The 15,666-nt window shown below is 74.1% G+C and carries 13 protein-coding genes; 4 read left to right on the forward strand and 9 right to left on the reverse strand.

The window, feature by feature from the left end:
- Positions 1–11: 11 nt before the first annotated feature.
- Positions 12–3,842 (forward strand): nSTAND1 domain-containing NTPase, encoded by a 3,831-nt coding sequence (locus ACSURM_RS34830; RefSeq protein WP_436959940.1) that lies wholly within the window; start codon positions 12–14, stop codon positions 3,840–3,842.
- 102 nt (positions 3,843–3,944) lie between these two features.
- On the opposite strand, the gene ACSURM_RS34835 is transcribed toward ACSURM_RS34830, so the two are convergent.
- The 3 genes from ACSURM_RS34835 to ACSURM_RS34845 all read right to left on the reverse strand — a co-directional run bounded on the left by ACSURM_RS34835 (position 3,945) and on the right by ACSURM_RS34845 (position 6,628).
- The gene (locus ACSURM_RS34835; RefSeq protein WP_436961250.1) at positions 3,945–4,856 is read right to left on the reverse strand and encodes an EamA family transporter; all 912 of its coding nucleotides are present in this window, start codon (positions 4,854–4,856) and stop codon (positions 3,945–3,947) included.
- A gap of 107 nt (positions 4,857–4,963) precedes the next feature.
- The gene (locus ACSURM_RS34840; RefSeq protein ID WP_436959941.1) at positions 4,964–5,386 is read right to left on the reverse strand and encodes a MazG-like family protein; all 423 of its coding nucleotides are present in this window, start codon (positions 5,384–5,386) and stop codon (positions 4,964–4,966) included.
- A gap of 81 nt (positions 5,387–5,467) precedes the next feature.
- Positions 5,468–6,628, reverse strand: coding sequence for an alpha-hydroxy-acid oxidizing protein (locus ACSURM_RS34845; protein ID WP_436959942.1), 1,161 nt, complete (start codon positions 6,626–6,628; stop codon positions 5,468–5,470).
- A 286-nt stretch (positions 6,629–6,914) separates the two neighbouring features.
- Here ACSURM_RS34845 and ACSURM_RS34850 point away from each other — a divergent pair, with 286 nt between their 5' ends.
- Positions 6,915–7,298 (forward strand): HGxxPAAW family protein, encoded by a 384-nt coding sequence (locus ACSURM_RS34850; RefSeq protein ID WP_436959943.1) that lies wholly within the window; start codon positions 6,915–6,917, stop codon positions 7,296–7,298.
- A 180-nt stretch (positions 7,299–7,478) separates the two neighbouring features.
- Here ACSURM_RS34850 and ACSURM_RS34855 read toward each other — a convergent pair whose 3' ends face one another.
- Positions 7,479–8,093 carry a TetR family transcriptional regulator gene (locus tag ACSURM_RS34855; protein ID WP_436959944.1) on the reverse strand — a complete coding sequence of 205 codons (615 nt, stop codon included), beginning with the start codon at positions 8,091–8,093 and terminating at the stop codon, positions 7,479–7,481.
- 82 nt (positions 8,094–8,175) lie between these two features.
- Here ACSURM_RS34855 and ACSURM_RS34860 point away from each other — a divergent pair, with 82 nt between their 5' ends.
- Together ACSURM_RS34860 and ACSURM_RS34865 are read left to right on the forward strand one after the other, a co-directional pair.
- Entirely contained in the window at positions 8,176–9,111 is a 936-nt protein-coding gene (locus tag ACSURM_RS34860) for an oxidoreductase (RefSeq protein WP_436959945.1), read from the forward strand.
- A gap of 127 nt (positions 9,112–9,238) precedes the next feature.
- On the forward strand, positions 9,239–10,144 hold the full coding sequence (locus tag ACSURM_RS34865) for a hypothetical protein (protein WP_436959946.1): 906 nt from the start codon (positions 9,239–9,241) through the stop codon (positions 10,142–10,144).
- Between the two features lie 81 nt (positions 10,145–10,225).
- Here the strand turns inward: ACSURM_RS34865 and ACSURM_RS34870 are convergent, their stop codons facing one another.
- From ACSURM_RS34870 to ACSURM_RS34890, 5 genes are all read right to left on the reverse strand, one after another.
- Complete coding sequence (locus tag ACSURM_RS34870) at positions 10,226–10,540, reverse strand: DMT family transporter (protein WP_436959947.1); 315 nt, start codon at positions 10,538–10,540, stop codon at positions 10,226–10,228.
- Between the two features lie 204 nt (positions 10,541–10,744).
- The gene (locus ACSURM_RS34875) at positions 10,745–12,298 is read right to left on the reverse strand and encodes an ABC transporter ATP-binding protein (protein WP_436959948.1); all 1,554 of its coding nucleotides are present in this window, start codon (positions 12,296–12,298) and stop codon (positions 10,745–10,747) included.
- Positions 12,295–13,080 (reverse strand): ABC transporter permease, encoded by a 786-nt coding sequence (locus tag ACSURM_RS34880; protein ID WP_436959949.1) that lies wholly within the window; start codon positions 13,078–13,080, stop codon positions 12,295–12,297. The genes ACSURM_RS34875 and ACSURM_RS34880 overlap by 4 nt, the downstream gene beginning before the upstream one ends.
- Entirely contained in the window at positions 13,077–14,030 is a 954-nt protein-coding gene (locus ACSURM_RS34885) for an ABC transporter permease (RefSeq protein WP_436959950.1), read from the reverse strand. Before ACSURM_RS34885 ends, ACSURM_RS34880 begins: the two co-directional genes overlap by 4 nt.
- A complete protein-coding gene (locus ACSURM_RS34890; protein ID WP_436959951.1) occupies positions 14,027–15,622 on the reverse strand; it encodes an ABC transporter substrate-binding protein in 1,596 nt (531 codons plus the stop codon). The genes ACSURM_RS34885 and ACSURM_RS34890 overlap by 4 nt, the downstream gene beginning before the upstream one ends.
- Positions 15,623–15,666 lie beyond the last annotated feature (44 nt).

Here is a 15,666-nt window from a genome sequence, read left to right on the forward strand (position 1 = left end):
GGGGACAGGGGATGGGACGTCCGGAGAACCCGATCGATCCGGAGGCGGGGCCGGTCCAGCGGTTCGCGGTGGAGTTACGGGCCCTGCGGGCGGAGGCCGGCGGTCCGACGTACCGCTCGATGGCACAGCGCACCCCGTACTCGGCGGCGGCGCTGTCCCAGGCGGCGGCCGGCGAACGGCTGCCGTCGGCGGAGGTGACCCGGGCGTACGTCACGGCGTGCGGCGGCGACCCGGACGAGTGGGAGAAGCGCCGTCAGGCCGCCGCCGACGAACTGGCCGCCCTGCCCCACGAGGACCACGACGTCCGGGACTCCCCGTACCGGGGGCTGGCCCGGTTCGAGCCGGGCGACGCGGCCGTCTTCTTCGGCCGCGACCAGCTCGTGGCGGACCTGACGGAACTGGTGCGCGGGCACCGGTGCGCGGTGGTGCTCGGCCCGTCGGGCAGCGGCAAGTCCTCCCTGCTGCGCGCCGGGCTGATACCCCGGCTGCGCCGGACGGGCGACGCCGACACACCCCTCGCCGCCATCCGCGTCCTCACCCCCGGCCCGCACCCGGCGCGCTCCCACGCGGACAAGCTGCGGCCCGCCGGGGGAACCGGCGACACCCTGGTCGTGATCGACCAGTTCGAAGAGGTCTTCACGCTGTGCCCCGACCCGCGGGAACGCGCCCGCTTCATCGAGGCCCTGCTCGCGGCCCGGGAGCCGGGCAGCCGGCTGCGGGTGGTCCTCGGCGTACGCGCCGACTTCTACGGCCGTTGCCTCGAACACCCGGAACTGGCCCGCGTGTTGCGGGACGCCGCAGTGCCGGTGCCGGCCATGGGACGCGAGGAACTGCGCGAGGCCGTGGTCAAACCGGCCATGGCCCGCGGCCTCACCGTCGAACGGGCCCTGACCGCGCAGTTGGTGGAGGAGGCGGCCGGCGAGCCCGGTGGCCTGCCCCTGCTGTCCCACGCGCTGCTGGAGACCTGGCGGCGCCGCTCCGGCCGCACCCTGACCCTGCGCGCCTACGAGGCGGCCGGCGGAGTGCGCGGCGCCATCGCCCAGACGGCGGAGGACCTGTACGCCGGGCTGTCGGACGGTCAGGCCGGCCACGTACGACGGGTGCTGCTGCGCCTGATCACCCCGGGCGAGGGCACCGCCGACACCTGCCGGCCGGTGCGCCGCGCCGAACTGCGCACCACCGACCCGCAGTCGGCCGGCACCGTCGACACGGTACTCGAACGCCTGGCCCGCGCCCGGCTGATCACCCTGGACGGAGAGACGGTCCACCTCGCGCACGAGGCCCTCATCACCGCCTGGCCCCGGCTGTGGGGCTGGATCGAGGACGACCGGCACCGGCTGCGGGTACTGCGCCGGCTCACCGAGGCCGCCGAATCATGGCGGGAACTGGGCCGGGACCCGGGCGCGTTGTACCGGGGCACCCGGCTGGCCGAGGCCGACGAGGCCTTCGAACCGGCCGACCGGCACCGCGAACTGAGCGCCGGGGAACGGGAATTCCTGCACGCCAGCACGGCCGCGCACGCCCGTGAACGCAGGCGGCTGCGCGGGCTGACCGGGTCGGTGTCCGTGCTGCTGGTGCTCGCCCTGGTGGCCGGTGCCGTGGCCTGGCAGCAGCACCGCACGAACGAACGCCGGCACCTGGCCGCCACCGCCCGCCGCGCGGCCACCGCCGCCGATGGTCTGCGCACCACCGACCCGGGGACGGCGCTGCGGCTCGGCGTCGCGGCCTGGCGGCTCAGCCGGACCCCGGAGACCCGGTCCGCCCTCATCGGCGCACTCGCCCAGCGCGACCTGCCCACGTTCACCGTGCCCGACCCCACGGACACCCAGCTGCTCAGCCCGGACGGGCGGACCCTCTTCGGCCTGGGCGACGGCAGGTTCGTCCGCCGGGACCTGGAGACGCGCCGGGTGATCGACAGCAGACGGCTGCCCGCCGGCATGGACGACCTCGGCATGGGCGACATGAGCCCCGACGGGCGCTATGTGTCCGTGCCGGCCGGGGACGACGGCCTGCGCGTCCGGATGTGGGACACCCGCACCGGCCGGTACCACGGCCCGGTCCTGGGCCCTTCCGACGACGGCTCCGGCACGCCGGGAGAGCCGCTGCCGGAGGGCGACCCCGACAGCGCCGGAGAGGAGGGCACGCTGGTCGCGGCCGAGAGCGGCACGCGGGCGGAGTTCGGTTTCAGCTCCAGCGGGCACGCCTACCTGTTCCTCACCGGCAGCCGCCTGGAGGCGTGGGACACCGGCAGCGGGCGCCGCCTGTTCAGCCACACCGCCAAGGAGCTGGAGACGGCCGGCGGTGGCGACATCAGCCCCGACAACCGGCTGGTCGCGACGTGCGTGCAGGGCGATGTGCGGGTCTGGGACATCCCGGCCCGGCGCCGCGTCGACACGGGCTGGCGCAAGCGGTTCGCGTGCGGACCGGAGGCCGGGCTTCAGTTCTCGCCCGACAGCCGTACCCTGACGACGACGGACACGACGGGAATACGGCGGGTCACGGTCCGGACCGGGGCCCAACCGCCCCGGCTCGCTCAAGTCGCGCCGCTGAGCCACGTGTTCAGCGCGGACGGCACGCTGGTGGCCGGAGTGGGCGGCGACGACCTCCTGCTGTGGCGGCTCGACCATCCTCAGGCGCCCGTGGTCCGGTACCCGCTGACCGACATCCAGCCGGACGACATCCGCATCGACACCACCGCCCGCGTCCTGCGCTACACCGCCGCCGGTTCGGACGGAGTGACCGTCGTCCACGGCGTCGACATCGGCAGCGCGCTGTCGCCGCGCTGGAGCACGCGTGCCGCCGCCGCGGCGGCCCTGAGCGCCGACGGCTCGGTGCTGGCCGTCCTGGACGGCGGCGGCAAGGGCCCGGCCCGGCTGCGCATCCACGACGCGCGGACCGGCCGGCCGCGGTACACGATCACCGCTCCCGGGGTGCCCGTGGAGTCCGACGCCCTGAGCGGCGGCGAGACGGTGATGTTCCTCAGCGCCGACGGCCGCCGCCTCGCCTTCGGTTCGGGCCCGGCCGACCCGATGGGGCCGACGCGCATCACCGTGTGGGACACCGTCCGCAACCGGAAGCTCACCGAACTGAGGCCCTACGACGACGACATGCCCCCGGCCGGGTGGGTGCTCAGCCCGGACGGCCGGTCACTGCTGACCACCGGCGTCGACGACGCGACGGTGACCGTGTGGAACGCCGACAGCGGCCGGAAGACCGGGGACATCCGCTTCCAGGACACGGAGAACGGGCAGGACGGCGCCGGAGCCGGCGACTTTGTCAACTCCATGTCCTACGACGGCGATGTCCTGCTGATGAGCGACGGCACCCTGCTGACGGCCGACGGCCACGGCAGGCGGCGGGAGACGATGGACTGCGCCTGCGTGAGTGTCCTGAGCCCCGACGGCAAGCGCGCCGCCTTCGCGGACATCGACGGCGGCATCACGGTGTGGGACGTCGAGCGGGCCACCTCGCTGGGCAGGCTGCCCGGTGGCTACTTCAGGGGCGCCACGGGCGAACAGGAGGAGACGACCGCGCTGGTGTTCTCCCCGGACGGCAGCGTGCTGGCCGCGGCCGGAGCGCAGGGCACCGTACGGCTGTGGGACGTCGACTCCCGCCGCCGACTGGGCACCGACCTGCCCACGGCCGGAGACCGCGTCCTCGCCCTCGCCTTCACCGGCGACGGCGGCAGTCTGCACGTCGCGGGCGAACACGTGCCGTTCCAGCGCGTCGTCCTGGACCCGGACCGCGTGGCCGAGACGGTGTGCCGCCGCGCCGGGGGCGGGCTGTCCCGCGCGCAATGGCGGGTGTACGTGGCGGACGTTCCTTTCCGGAAGGTTTGTTAGCGGGCGCGGGCGCGGGCGCGGGTGCGGGCGTGCGCGCTGGCGGGTCAGGTGCCGGCGGGCTAGGTGTCGTCGGGGAGCGTCGGCGAGGCGGGTCCCGGCGGGCTAGGCGTCGTCGGGGCGGGTGTCGGTGGGGCGGGTGGCGCCCGCCGATGCGGCGACCACGCACAGCACCGCGATCCACTGCGTCCAGTGCAGCGACTCCTGGAGGACGACCAGGCCGATGAGGGCCGCCATCGCCGGTTCCAGGCTCATCAGGACCCCGAACACGTGCGGTGGGACCTTGCGGAGTGCTTCCAGATCGAGCGAGTACGGGATCACCGACGACAGCAGTGCCACCCCGAGGCCCGCCAGCAGGATCCATGGTCGTGCCAGCGCCGTTCCGCTGTCGGCCACGCCGAACGGCACGGCCACCAGGGCCGCGACGGCCATGCCCAGAGCGAGACCGCGCCCCTCCGTGGTGTGGCGGCCCAGCGCCGCGCCGACCAGGATGTACAGCCCCCAGCACGTTCCCGCGGCGAGGGCGAACAACAGACCGACCGGGTCGAGGTCGCCGCCCCCCTCCATCAGCAGGACCACACCGCCCGCCGCGAGCAGGGCCCACAGGGCGTCCAGCCAGCGCCTGGATCCGGCCAGGGCGACCGCCAGCGGTCCGAGGAACTCGGTGGTGACCGCGATCCCCAGCGGAACGCGGGCCAGCGCCAGATAGAAGCACAGGTTCATCAGGCCGAGCGTCACGCCGTAGCCGAGTACCACCGCCCAGGTGCGGCGAGGCATGCGCAGCGACGGCCGCCACAGCAGCATCAGCACCGCGGCCGCGAAGAACAGGCGCAATGCGACCGTCCCGAAGCTGCCCACCGTGTCGAACAGGTGCTTGGCCAAGGCCGATCCCACCTGGACGCTGACAACGCCCAGCAGCACCAGGGCGGTTGGCGGGATCGCGCCGAAGCCGCGTCCGGCCAGTGCGGTCAGGGAGGACCGGGGGGACGCGCCGGGTTCCGTCCCGTCGACGCTCATGGTGGCCACGCGTGGATTATCGACGCCCGGGCTTCGCGCGGCACGTGATTTTTCCTGGCGCACCGGGTCGCTGCGTCACGCTCCGATCCGCGCTGCCGATTCCCCCTTCAGCGTCCTTCCCGTGGGTCCGCCGTCGGGGCGCCCGGCGCCTCGTGCCGCTGGTCTCCGGCCGCTTCGAACGCTAGGAACTTCGCGGACTTCTCGGCGAGTACGGCGGCGAAGAACGCGGGCGCCTCCTCGCCGAGCATCCGGTACAGCGCCACCAGGCTGGTGATCGCGGTGTCCGCGACCTCCTCCTGCACGTGCCGCCAGGTGTGGCTCTGGCCTTTCCTGGGGTTGGTGCCCCAGGCGCCGATCACCGCCTGCGCGGTCTCGCCGGCCTCCTCGGAGATCTTGAGCGCTTGCAGCGTCCACTGCTGCTCCGGCGTCATGCCGCGCCCGGTGTCCAGGCTGGTGAAGAGCGCGGCGAGGCGGCCGATGTCGTCCCAAGGCGGTGCGTCCGAGGGGAGGTGTCCTTCGGGGATGCTCATAAGGGTTCGTACTCCTTGGAGTTGCTCCGGCCGGGCGGCCGGACACGGCGACGGCCCCCGGGCGCACGGCGGTTCCGTCGGTCAGCGGACGCGGCGCAGTGCCTCCGGGGTGAGGTCGGCGAGGGTGGGATAGCCGTCGACGGCCATGAGGAGGTCGGTCTCGGCGAGCAAGGAGCGCAGGACGTGGACGATGCCGTCGGTGCCGCCGAGGGCCGCGCCGTAGGCGTAGGGGCGGCCGATGCCCACGGCCGTGGCGCCCAGGGCGATGGCCTTGACGACGTCGGCTCCGGTACGCACCCCGGAGTCGAACAGCACGGGCAGGCCGTCGGCGGCCTCGACCACGGCGGGCAGGGCGTCGAGTGCGGGCAGGCCGCCATTGGCCTGCCGGCCGCCGTGGTTGGAGCAGTAGACGCCGTCCACACCGCCGTCCTTGGCGCGGCGGGCGTCGTCGGGGTGGCAGATGCCCTTGAGGATCAGCGGCAGATCGGTCATCGACCGCAGCCAAGGCAGGTCGTTCCAGGTGAGCGGGTTGCCGAAGAGCTGCGCCCAGTGCATCACGGCGGCCGCCGGATCGTCCTCGGGGGACTTGGCGAGCCGGGAGCGGAACACCGGGTCGGAGAAGTAGTTGGCCAGGCAGTGGCCGCGCAGCTGGGGGAAGTTGGCGTCCGCCAGATCGCGCGGTCGCCAGCCGGGGATCCAGGTGTCCAGGGTGACCACGATGCCCCGGAACCCGGCGGCCTCCGCCCGGCGCACCAGGCTCTCGGCCACCTCCCGGTCGGTGGGCGTGTACAACTGGAAGAAGCCGGGGGTGTCGCCGAACTCGGGGGCCACCTCCTCCATCGGGTCGACCGTGAGGGTGGAGGCGACCATGGGCACGCCGGTACGGGCGGCGGCCCGCGCGGCGGCGAGATCGCCGTGGCCGTCCTGGGTACACAGCCCGATCACCCCGACCGGCGCCATGAACAGCGGCGTGGCCAGCGGCATGCCGAACAGGTCCACGGACAGGTCGCGTCGGGTGGGGCTCACCATCATCCGCGGTACGAGTCCCCAGCCCTCGAACGCGGTGACGTTCGCCCGCTGGGTGTACTCGTCGCCGGCGCCGCCGGCCACGTACGAGCGGACCGACGGCGACATGGCCGCCCGCGCCCGTTCTTCGAGGTCCGCGTAGGTCATCGGCAGGCTGGGCATCACTCCGCGCAGCCCGTCGAGGTAGATCTCGTACTGGTAGTCGGCGTAGGACATGATCCGGCTCCCCGGTGCTTCGCGGTCTCGGCACGGCCCGTCGGCACGGGCTCCCGAGCCCCACAGCGGAAGCGACGGCCCCACACACCCACGGAACGCGGAATTCTCGCCCAACATAAGCCCCGCCCACAGCATTTCGGCAAAGCCGCTCAGCGAGGACGACGTCACGTGTCCCCTGATTTCCGGTCGTCCCACCGGGGTCCATTGCGGCTTCCCGGCCCCCCGGATAGATTCCCTGCTCGCCACGTCATTCGGGCAGAGGGGCGCCGGGCCGAGGAGGGGGCACGTGAGCGGACTCCATGACGAAGGCCACACGGTGGCGGGATGGACCGGCTGCGCCGTGGCGACCATAGGCACCGCGGTCATCGGTGTCGGCGTCTGCGGCTGGCGCCCGGGGATCTGGCTGGGGCTGGCCCTCACGGCGGCGGCGGTGGTCGTCACGTGGATCCTCCACCTGGCCGGCTGGGGCAAGCCGCCCGGGGTGCGGCCGGTCGGCCAGCACCCCCTGGGTGTGCGGGACCGGTCCGCTCGGCAGGGCCACGCGGGCTGCCTCGGCTGCCGACTCGCCGGACGACGCGCGGCCCGGGCCCCCGCGACGGCGGTGCCCGAGCCCGCCCCCGAACCGGCGGGTGCCGCACCGGCGGGCGCCGGGGCGGACATGCCGGCCTGAGCGCCCGAGGGGCACCCGCACCACCAGGCCCGGACCACTGTCACACGCGGCGACCGACCTCTTCCGCGCACGCGTGCTCAGCGCGCGTTCCCCGCCCGTATCCGTGCCCACACCTCGCCGCGCCGCCGCGGCCCTCACCCGTGCCCGCACACTCCGCCGGCCACGGCTCGGCTGTGAGGTCTACTCGCCTGCCACGGCGTCCAACGCCGGCGCGATGACCGCGAAGCAGCCGTCGGTCAGTGCGGCGGGATCCGCCGTGCCGTCGCTCTCGCTCCACTGTTGCAGCACCGTGTGGAAGGCGGTCAGCGCCATCCCGGCGGCCAGGCGCGGGTACAGCTCCGTCGCCGGGTCGAGGCCGAGGCGCTCGGCCACCACGGCCGCCAGCTCCTCGCGCCACTGGGCCTGGCGTTCGAGGAAGCGGGCGAGCAGGGCGGGGGTCCCGAGGATCAACTGCACGACCCTCAGGGTCCGTTCGGTCTGACCCGCGCACATGTCGATGGACCGCCACACCGTGTGCCGCAGCGCGGTGGACGGTGATTCCGTTGCCGGGCGGTTCGCCAGCTCCTCCCGCATGGCCGCGCCCAGCCCGGTCAGGAACTGGACGACGACGTCCTCCTTCGACGCGAAGTAGCGGAAGAACGTCCGCTTGGACACCCCCGCGGCGGCGGCGATCTCGTCCACCGTGACCGCGTCGAACCCGCCCCGCGCCAGCAGGCCCAGCGCCGCCTGGGTCAACTCGTCGGCGACGAGCTGCCGCTTGCGCTGGGCCAGGGTTCCTACGGGACGGGAAGTCATCTCCCCATCGTATCCGCCGTGCCTTGTCTGGCTCTCAATGTCGTACTTGACACTTGGTGACACGTAGGGCACGGTGAGCCGCATGACGAGACAGAAGAGCTGGACCGCCGATCGGATCCCGGACCAGGAGGGGCGGGTGTTCGTGGTCACGGGCGCGAACAGCGGCCTCGGTCTGGCGACCACCCGGGCACTCGCGCGCAAGGGCGCCCAGGTGATCCTCGCCGTCCGCGACGAGGCCAAGGGGCGGCGAGCGGTCGCGCAGGCGACGGCCGGCGGATCCGGGGCCCGGCTGGAGGTGCGGCGGCTGGACCTGTCCGACCCGGACTCGGTCCGCGCGTTCGCCGACCGGCTGCGCGCCGACGGCGTCCGCCCCGACGTGCTCGTCAACAACGCCGGTGTGATGGCGCCGCCCAGGACGCTCACCGGGCAGGGGCAGGAAGTCCAGTTCGCCGCCAACCACCTCGGCCACTTCGCCCTCACCGGCCTGCTGCTCGACCTGCTGGCCCGGGGCGACGACCCCCGCGTGGTCACGGTGACCTCCGCCAACCACCGCCAGGGCCAGATCTTCTTCGACGACCCGACCGGTGAGCGCACGTACGCGCCGATGGCGTACTACAACCAGTCCAAGCTCGCCAACGCCGTCTTCGGCCGGGAGCTGCACCGGCGGCTGAGCGCGGCCGGCAGCCCGGTCCGCAGCGTGCTCGCCCACCCCGGCTACACGGCCACCAACCTCCAGACGGCCGCCCCCGTCGGCATGGTGAAGTTCCTCTTCGGCCGCCTGCTGCTGCCGCTCGCCCAGACCCCGGACCAGGGCGCCCTGCCCCAGCTGTACGCGGCCACCGCCGAGGACGCGCGCGGCGGCGAGCTGTACGGGCCGGACGGCATGGCGGAACTGCGGGGCGCGCCGAGGCGGGTGGAGCTGGCGCCACGGGCCGCCGACCCGGCGACCGCCGCCCGCCTGTGGGAGCTGTCGGAGGCACTGACCGGCGTGCGGTACGCGCTCCCGGCGACGGCCTGACCCACCCGCACCGCTGCCCCCACTCCGCGAACGCCGTTCCAACTCCCGTCCGCGGTCGGCGAGTCGAGCGGGACACTGAGTACGACGACTCATGCCCGCCCGGGTGAACCCTGGCAGGCTCCGCGCCATGACGAGTGACGAAAGGGCGCTGACGGCCCTGCATCTCCTCCTGGTCTGGGCGCTCATGTCGGCCGTGATGCCGGCAGTCGGCTTCGCGCTGCTGGCGGCGGCCTGGGCCGGCGGGTACGGGGCGCTGGTGCCGGTAGTGGCGGTGAGCGTGCCGCTGCTGGTCGTGCTGCTGTCCATCATGGGCGCACCAGTGAAGGCCGTGGTGCCGCTCTGCGCCTCCGTACCGAAGCGGTTCGGCTGGTCGGCCCTGGTCCTCGTCCTCGGCACCCTCGGCGTCCTGGCGGGCCTGGCCGTCTACGACGACGGCGTCCACCTGGGGAGCGCGGGCACCCGGGTCGCGCTGACCGGAGCGTCGTACACGGTGGCCGCCGCGTTCTTCGTGCCGAACCGGCGGGTACGGCTCGGCGCGATGGTGGTCCTCGCCGCCGCGGTGGCCTACGGCGGCTTCATCGGCCCGGACCAGGCGCGGCAACGCCGGCACACGGGGGAGGTCGCGCGGTACCGGGAGCACCGGGAACTCCTGTACACGATCGACACACCTCCCGGTATGCGCGTGGCCCGCGCCGACGTCGGCTCCGTCGCCTTCGCCGTCGAGTACCACTCCGTCCGCAGGGACGGCTACGTCGGCCTCAGCGTCCGGATGCCGCGCGACCCGCGCCCCTCATGCCCCACGCCCCCGGAGAAGGACGTGACCTGCGCGGTGGACAAGCGCGGCGACATGAGCGTGGTCCGGACGTTCCCCGGCGGCCGCCACACCTCCCTCACCCGCCGGCACGGCGCCGTGGAGGCCGAGGTCAGCAGCCAGACCCTGGACGAACCGGCCCTGCGCCGCCTCCTGGACACGCTGCACCCGCTCTCGGACGCGGAACTGAAGGGTCTGATGGAGGAGAAGGCGCTCGGCTGACGGCGAGACGGTCTTCACGCGCACGCGCACGCACGCGTCGGCCACCCGCAGCACCTCGCCCAGCACTTCGTCCAGCCCCGGTCAGTGCAGGAATTTCAGACCGACGACCCCGCAGATGATCAGGGCGAGACAGAGCAGCCGGGCGACGCCGACCGGATCGTGCTGGAAGACCATGCCGTACAGGGCGGTGCCGACGGCGCCGATGCCGACCCAGATGGCGTAGGAGGTGCCGATCGGGATGGCCCGCATGGCGTAGGACAGGCCGGCCATGCTGAGCAGGAGCGCGACGACGAACAGCGCGGCGGGCCGGAACCGGGAGAGGTTCTCGGAGGCGTCGAGAGCGGCGGCCCACACCGTCTCCATGATCCCGGACAGGAACAGCACCACCCACGCCATGCCGGCCTCCTCCGCGACGTCCGGGGGCGGCGCCCGTGCCGTACCCGCCCTGTACGGCATCCTCCGCGCGGGCAGCGGGCCCCGCATGCCGTCGGCGCCCGTTCGGCCGCGTCACCGTCGGCACCCGGGGCCGGGCCGTCACTTCGAGCACGCGCCCAGTGGTGGAGCGGGCGGAGAGGGACCGGCCGAAGACGGCCACCGCGCTCACCCCGGCCGGGCCCGCCGGTACGGCGGACCGCCGTCAGGTGTCATCCGGGCCGTCGTCTCCAGCAAGGACACCGTGAACGGATGCTGCGGTGAGGCGAGGATCCGCTGCGCGGGACCCTCCTCCACGACCTCGCCGTCGTCCAGTACGGCGATACGGGCCGCCAGGGCGGCGGCCGTGCCGAGGTCGTGGGTGATCAGGACCAGCGACAGGTCCCGGCGGTCGCGCAGCAGGCCGGCGAGCGTGTCGAGGATGCCCCGGCGGGTCACCGTGTCGAGCCCGGAGGTGATCTCGTCGCAGATCAGCACGCGGGGCCGGGCGAGCAGGGCGCGGGCGAGGGCGGCCCGCTGGAGCTCGCCACCGGACAACCGCCCCGGCCCGCGCCGTACTTGGCGCTCGGTGAGCCCGAGACCGGTGACGGTGGCCACCGCCTCGGCCAGGGCGTCCGCCTCCGCCGCTCCCCGCAGCCGCACCGCCGTGCGCGCCACCTGCGCCAGGACGGAACGGTGCTCGTCGAAGGCGGCCCGGGCGTCCTGGAAGACGTACTGGACGGCGGCCAGCTGGGCGCGTGTACGGTCCCGCAGGCTGCGCGGGAGCGGCGCGCCGTCGAGGAGAAACTCCCCGTCGTGGCCCCGGTGCAGGCCCGCCAGACAGCGCGCCAGGGTGGTCTTCCCGCTGCCCGAGCGGCCGACCACGGCCAGGCACTCGCCGGTGCGGAGGGTGAGCGCGGGGGCGCGGAGCACCGTGGTCCGGCCGTGCCGGGCGGTCAGGCCCCGGACCCGGAGCACCTCCTCCCCGGCGTCCGGGAGCCCGGCGCGGTCCGCCGGGCCGTCCGCCGCCAGCAGCTCGGCCGTCCAGGGGTGCCGCGGCGCCTGCCACAGACGGTCCGCCGGGCCGGACTCCACCATGCGGCCCTGGCGCAGGACGAGGACCTCGTCGGCCAGTGCCCGTACCACGTCCAGGTCGTGGCTGAGCAGGACGACGGCGATGCCCTGGCGGGCGACGGCCGCCAGCTGGTCCACGATGCGCCGCTTCGTCAGCGCGTCCTGGCCGGTGGTCGGCTCGTCGGCCACCACCACCCGGGCACCGAGCAGCAGCGCCTGGGCCAGCACGACGCGCTGCTGCTGGCCGCCCGACAGCTGATGGGGGTAGCGCCGCAGCACCGCCTCCGGGTCCGGGAGCTGGGCCAGCGACAGGGCCCGCAGGACCTGCCGGCGCGCGGCGGCCCGTCGCTCCGGCCGGGGCAGTCCGCGCACCCGCGTACGGGCGATGTCCCGCAGCAGCGCGCCGACGCGGCGCGCCGGGTTGAGGACGGCGCCCGGGTGCTGGGGCACATAGCCGACCAGCCCGTCCGGGACCCGTACCGCACCGGTGACGCGGGCACCGGCCGGGTACTCGCCCAGCAGCGCCAGGCCCGTGGTCGTCTTGCCGCTGCCGGACGCGCCCACCAGGGCGGTGACCTTGCCCGCGGTGACCCGCAGGCTCACTCCGTCGACGATCGCCCGGCCGTCGATCTCCACGCGCAGGTCCCTGATCTCGGCGACCGCGTTCATGTGCGTCTCCTCTTTGCGAGTGCGGCGTCGGCGAGCAGGTTGCCGCCCATGGTAAGGGCGACGATCAGCAGGGCGGGCACCACCACCGCCCAGGGCTGGACGTACAGTCCGGTGCGGTTGCGGTCCACCATCACCGCCCAGTCGGAGGCGTCCGGCTCGACGCCCACGCCGAGGAACGCGGCGGTGGCCACGAGGTAGAGCACCCCGGTGAGCCGTACGCCGGCGTCGGCGGCGAGCGTCCGCGCGACCGACCTGCCGACGTAGCCGACGGCCGTGCGCCACCAGGTCTCGCCCTGCATGCGCAGCGCCTCGACCGCGGGACGCGACGCCACCTCCGCTGCGGCGGCCCGTACGATCCGGGCGGCGTCCGGGATGTTGACCAGGGCCACCAGCAGCGCCAGACCCGCCGTCCCCGGGGTGACGACGGAGGCGACGAGCAGGATCATCAGCAGCGACGGCACGGCGAGCAGCACGTCCAGGGGCCGCATCAGCACCTCTTCCAGCCAGGCGCGGTGGGTGAGCGCGCCGATCAGCCCGAGGGGCAGGGCGACCAGGTACGCCAGCGCGGTCGCCGCGAGCGAGACGAGCACCACGGACCGGCCGCCGAGCAGCACCTGCCGCCACACGTTCCGCCCGACGAAGTCGGTGCCCAGCCAGTGCCCGCCCCCGAGCGTGAAGGACGCGGCACGCGGCCCCGGATCCCCCGCGCACAGCGGCCCGAGCAGGGCCAGCAGCAACGGCACGGCGACGACGAGCCCCCCGGCGACGAAACGCGACCTCATGCCGCCACCTCCGATCGCGGCGCGAAGCGGCGGGCGACCAGGTCGGCGCCCAGGTTCAGGACGACGGTCGTCACGCCGAAGACGACGGCGAGGCCTTGCACCACCGGGACGTCGCGTTCGGCGACGGCGTTCATCAGGACGGTACCGAGCCCGGGGATCACGTACAGCGCCTCCACGACGATGACCCCGCACAGCAGCCAGTCGATGGTCCGGGCGAGCTGCTGGGCGGCGGGCGTGATCGCGTTCGGCAGGGCGTGCCCGTACCGGACCCGGGCGCCCGGGACGCCGTAACGCCGGGCCTGCGCGACGTACGGCGAGTCGAGCGCGTCGGCCATCCCGGCCCGTACGAGGCGGGCCAGCGAGCACACCGGCCGGGACAGCAGCACCAGCACGGGCAGCACCAGGGCGGCGGGATGGGCCAGCAGGTCGGTGCCGTACCCGACGGCGGTCGGCGGCAGCCAGCCCAGGCGCAGCGCGAACACCGTGGTCAGCAGCACGCCGAAGGCGAACTCCGGCACCGCGTACACGCCCAGCGTCACCGAGCTGACGAACCGGTCCACGAACCGCCCCTCGTGGCGGGCCGCGAGCACGCCCAGACCGACCCCGGCCGGCACCAGCAGCACCACCGTGAGCGAGGCGAGCAGCAGCGTCGGGCCGAAACCGCCGGTGATGTACGTGCTGACGGGCCGCCCCGAGGCCAGTGACGTGCCGAAGTCGCCGCGCGCCAGCCCGCCCGCCCACTCCAGGAGCCGTTCGTGCGCCGGCCGGTCGAGGTGCATGGCCTCCCGGATGGCCGCGATCCGCTCCGGGTCCGGCTGGTCACCGGCGAGGGCCACGGCGGCGTCGCCCGGCAGCGCCTCGGTGAGCGCGAAGACCAGCAGCACGACGGCCGCCGTCTGCGCGGCGCCGAGCAGCAGCCGCCGGGCGATCCAGGACGGGAGTCCGGTCACGCGAGCCACACCTTGTCGAAGCGCGCCCAGTCGAGGGAGTTGGCGGGCGCCCCGGCCGCGACCCCCCGGACGGTGCGGGCGGTGCCGATGATCCAGTCGGCGAACCCCCACACCAGGAAGCCGCCCTCGGCGTACAGCCGGCGCTGCATGCGCTCGTAGACGGCGGCCCGCTCCTTCTTGTCCTTGGTGGACTGGGCCTGTTGGTACAGCGCGTCGAAGTCCTTGTGGTGCCACTTGGTGGCGTTCGTGGTGGAGCCGGTCAGCAGCCGCTGGGAGATGTGCGCCTCGATGGGCATGGCGCCGGAGCGGTAGGAGCAGAGGGTGCCGGAGTCGAGGATGTCCTTCCAGTAGCTGTCCTTGCTGCCGGTCCTGATCTCCACGGTGACACCGGCCTTGGCGGCCTGGTCCCGGAAGATCGCGGCGGCCTCGGTGAACCCGGCGGCGACGGGCGAGGTGTCCAGGGTGACCTTCAGCCCCTCCGCGCCGGCCTGCCTCAGCAGCGCCTTGGCCCGGCCGAGGTCCTGCGCGCGCTGCGGGAGACTCGCGGCGTAGTACTCGTAGCCCTTGCCGAACAGGTCGTTGCCGATCTCGCCCGTGCCGGACAGGGCGCCGTCGACCAGTTCCTCGCGGTCGGCGATCAGGAAGAACGCCTCGCGCACCCGCTTGTCGTCGAAGGGCGGCCGGTCGGTCTTCATCGCGAAGGACTGCATGACGCTGTTGCGCAGCCGCACGATCTCGATGTGCCCCTTGCCCTCGTGGGCGCGGGCGGTCGCGGGGTTCAGCTCGTGGGCGTACTCGACCTGGCCGCCGAGCAGCGCGTTGATCCGTGCCGACTCCTCGTTGGCGACGACGAACTCCACCTCGTCCAGGTACGGGGCGCCGTCCCAGTAGTCCTCGTTGCGCCGTAGGACGGCCGACCTGCCGGGCGCGAAGGAGACGAAGCGGAACGGTCCGCTGCCCACCGGCCGGCCGTCGAAGTCCTGGCCGCCGCGCGGCACGATGTACGCGCCGAACGCGGCCAGCACGTTGGGGAACTCGGCGGTCGGCCGCTTGAGGACGAACTCGACGGTGCGCGGGTCCAGGGCCCGGCTCGCGGCCAGGTCGATGGGCTCCAGGGACGCCTTGGCGCGGAACGCCTCGCCCGGGTCGGCGATGCGGCGGTAGCTGTACAGGACGTCCTCGGCGGTGACGGGCCTGCCGTCGTGGAAGGCGGCCTCGCGCAGGGTGACCTTCCAGCGGTCCAGGCCCGCGTTCGGTTCCCACGCGGAGGCCAGGCGCGGCCGGGCGGACAGGTCGGCGCCGTAGTCCGCGAGCTTGTCGAAGAGGGCCTTGGCGCGGGCCACGTCGGCGAACAGGTTGGCCAGGTGCGGGTCGAGGGTCTCGGACGCGCCGCCGCCGGCGAACGCGGCACGCAGCCGTCCGCCGCGCCGGGGCTTGCCGTCGCCCTCACCGGCCGTGTCGGCGGAGCCGGAACCGGCGCAACCGGTGACGGTGAGCGCGCCGAGGCCGGCCATGGCCCCGGCCCCGGCGAGGAAGCCCCGGCGGCGCAGGCCGGGGAAGCGGAAGTCCAGCGGTGTCTGAGGGGAGTTCATGACGTGTCCTTGGTGTGCCGTGCGAGCGGTTGTCGGCGTGGGGG

The organism is Streptomyces sp. SudanB182_2057, from assembly GCF_964272715.1.
Taxonomy (GTDB): Bacteria; Actinomycetota; Actinomycetes; order Streptomycetales; family Streptomycetaceae; genus Streptomyces; species Streptomyces rubradiris.

What these genes read in the sequence shown, in the direction of transcription:
- ACSURM_RS34835 (WP_436961250.1), bottom strand. Translation starts at nt 4,856, where the DNA reads ATGAGCGTCGACGGGACGGAACCCGGCGCGTCCCCCCGGTCCTCCCTG.
- ACSURM_RS34855 (WP_436959944.1), bottom strand. Translation starts at nt 8,093, where the DNA reads ATGACTTCCCGTCCCGTAGGAACCCTGGCCCAGCGCAAGCGGCAGCTC.
- ACSURM_RS34830 (WP_436959940.1), top strand. Translation starts at nt 12, where the DNA reads ATGGGACGTCCGGAGAACCCGATCGATCCGGAGGCGGGGCCGGTCCAG.
- ACSURM_RS34865 (WP_436959946.1), top strand. Translation starts at nt 9,239, where the DNA reads ATGACGAGTGACGAAAGGGCGCTGACGGCCCTGCATCTCCTCCTGGTC.
- ACSURM_RS34880 (WP_436959949.1), bottom strand. Translation starts at nt 13,080, where the DNA reads ATGAGGTCGCGTTTCGTCGCCGGGGGGCTCGTCGTCGCCGTGCCGTTG.
- ACSURM_RS34845 (WP_436959942.1), bottom strand. Translation starts at nt 6,628, where the DNA reads ATGTCCTACGCCGACTACCAGTACGAGATCTACCTCGACGGGCTGCGC.
- ACSURM_RS34875 (WP_436959948.1), bottom strand. Translation starts at nt 12,298, where the DNA reads ATGAACGCGGTCGCCGAGATCAGGGACCTGCGCGTGGAGATCGACGGC.
- ACSURM_RS34860 (WP_436959945.1), top strand. Translation starts at nt 8,176, where the DNA reads ATGACGAGACAGAAGAGCTGGACCGCCGATCGGATCCCGGACCAGGAG.
- ACSURM_RS34890 (WP_436959951.1), bottom strand. Translation starts at nt 15,622, where the DNA reads ATGAACTCCCCTCAGACACCGCTGGACTTCCGCTTCCCCGGCCTGCGC.
- ACSURM_RS34840 (WP_436959941.1), bottom strand. Translation starts at nt 5,386, where the DNA reads ATGAGCATCCCCGAAGGACACCTCCCCTCGGACGCACCGCCTTGGGAC.
- ACSURM_RS34870 (WP_436959947.1), bottom strand. Translation starts at nt 10,540, where the DNA reads ATGGCGTGGGTGGTGCTGTTCCTGTCCGGGATCATGGAGACGGTGTGG.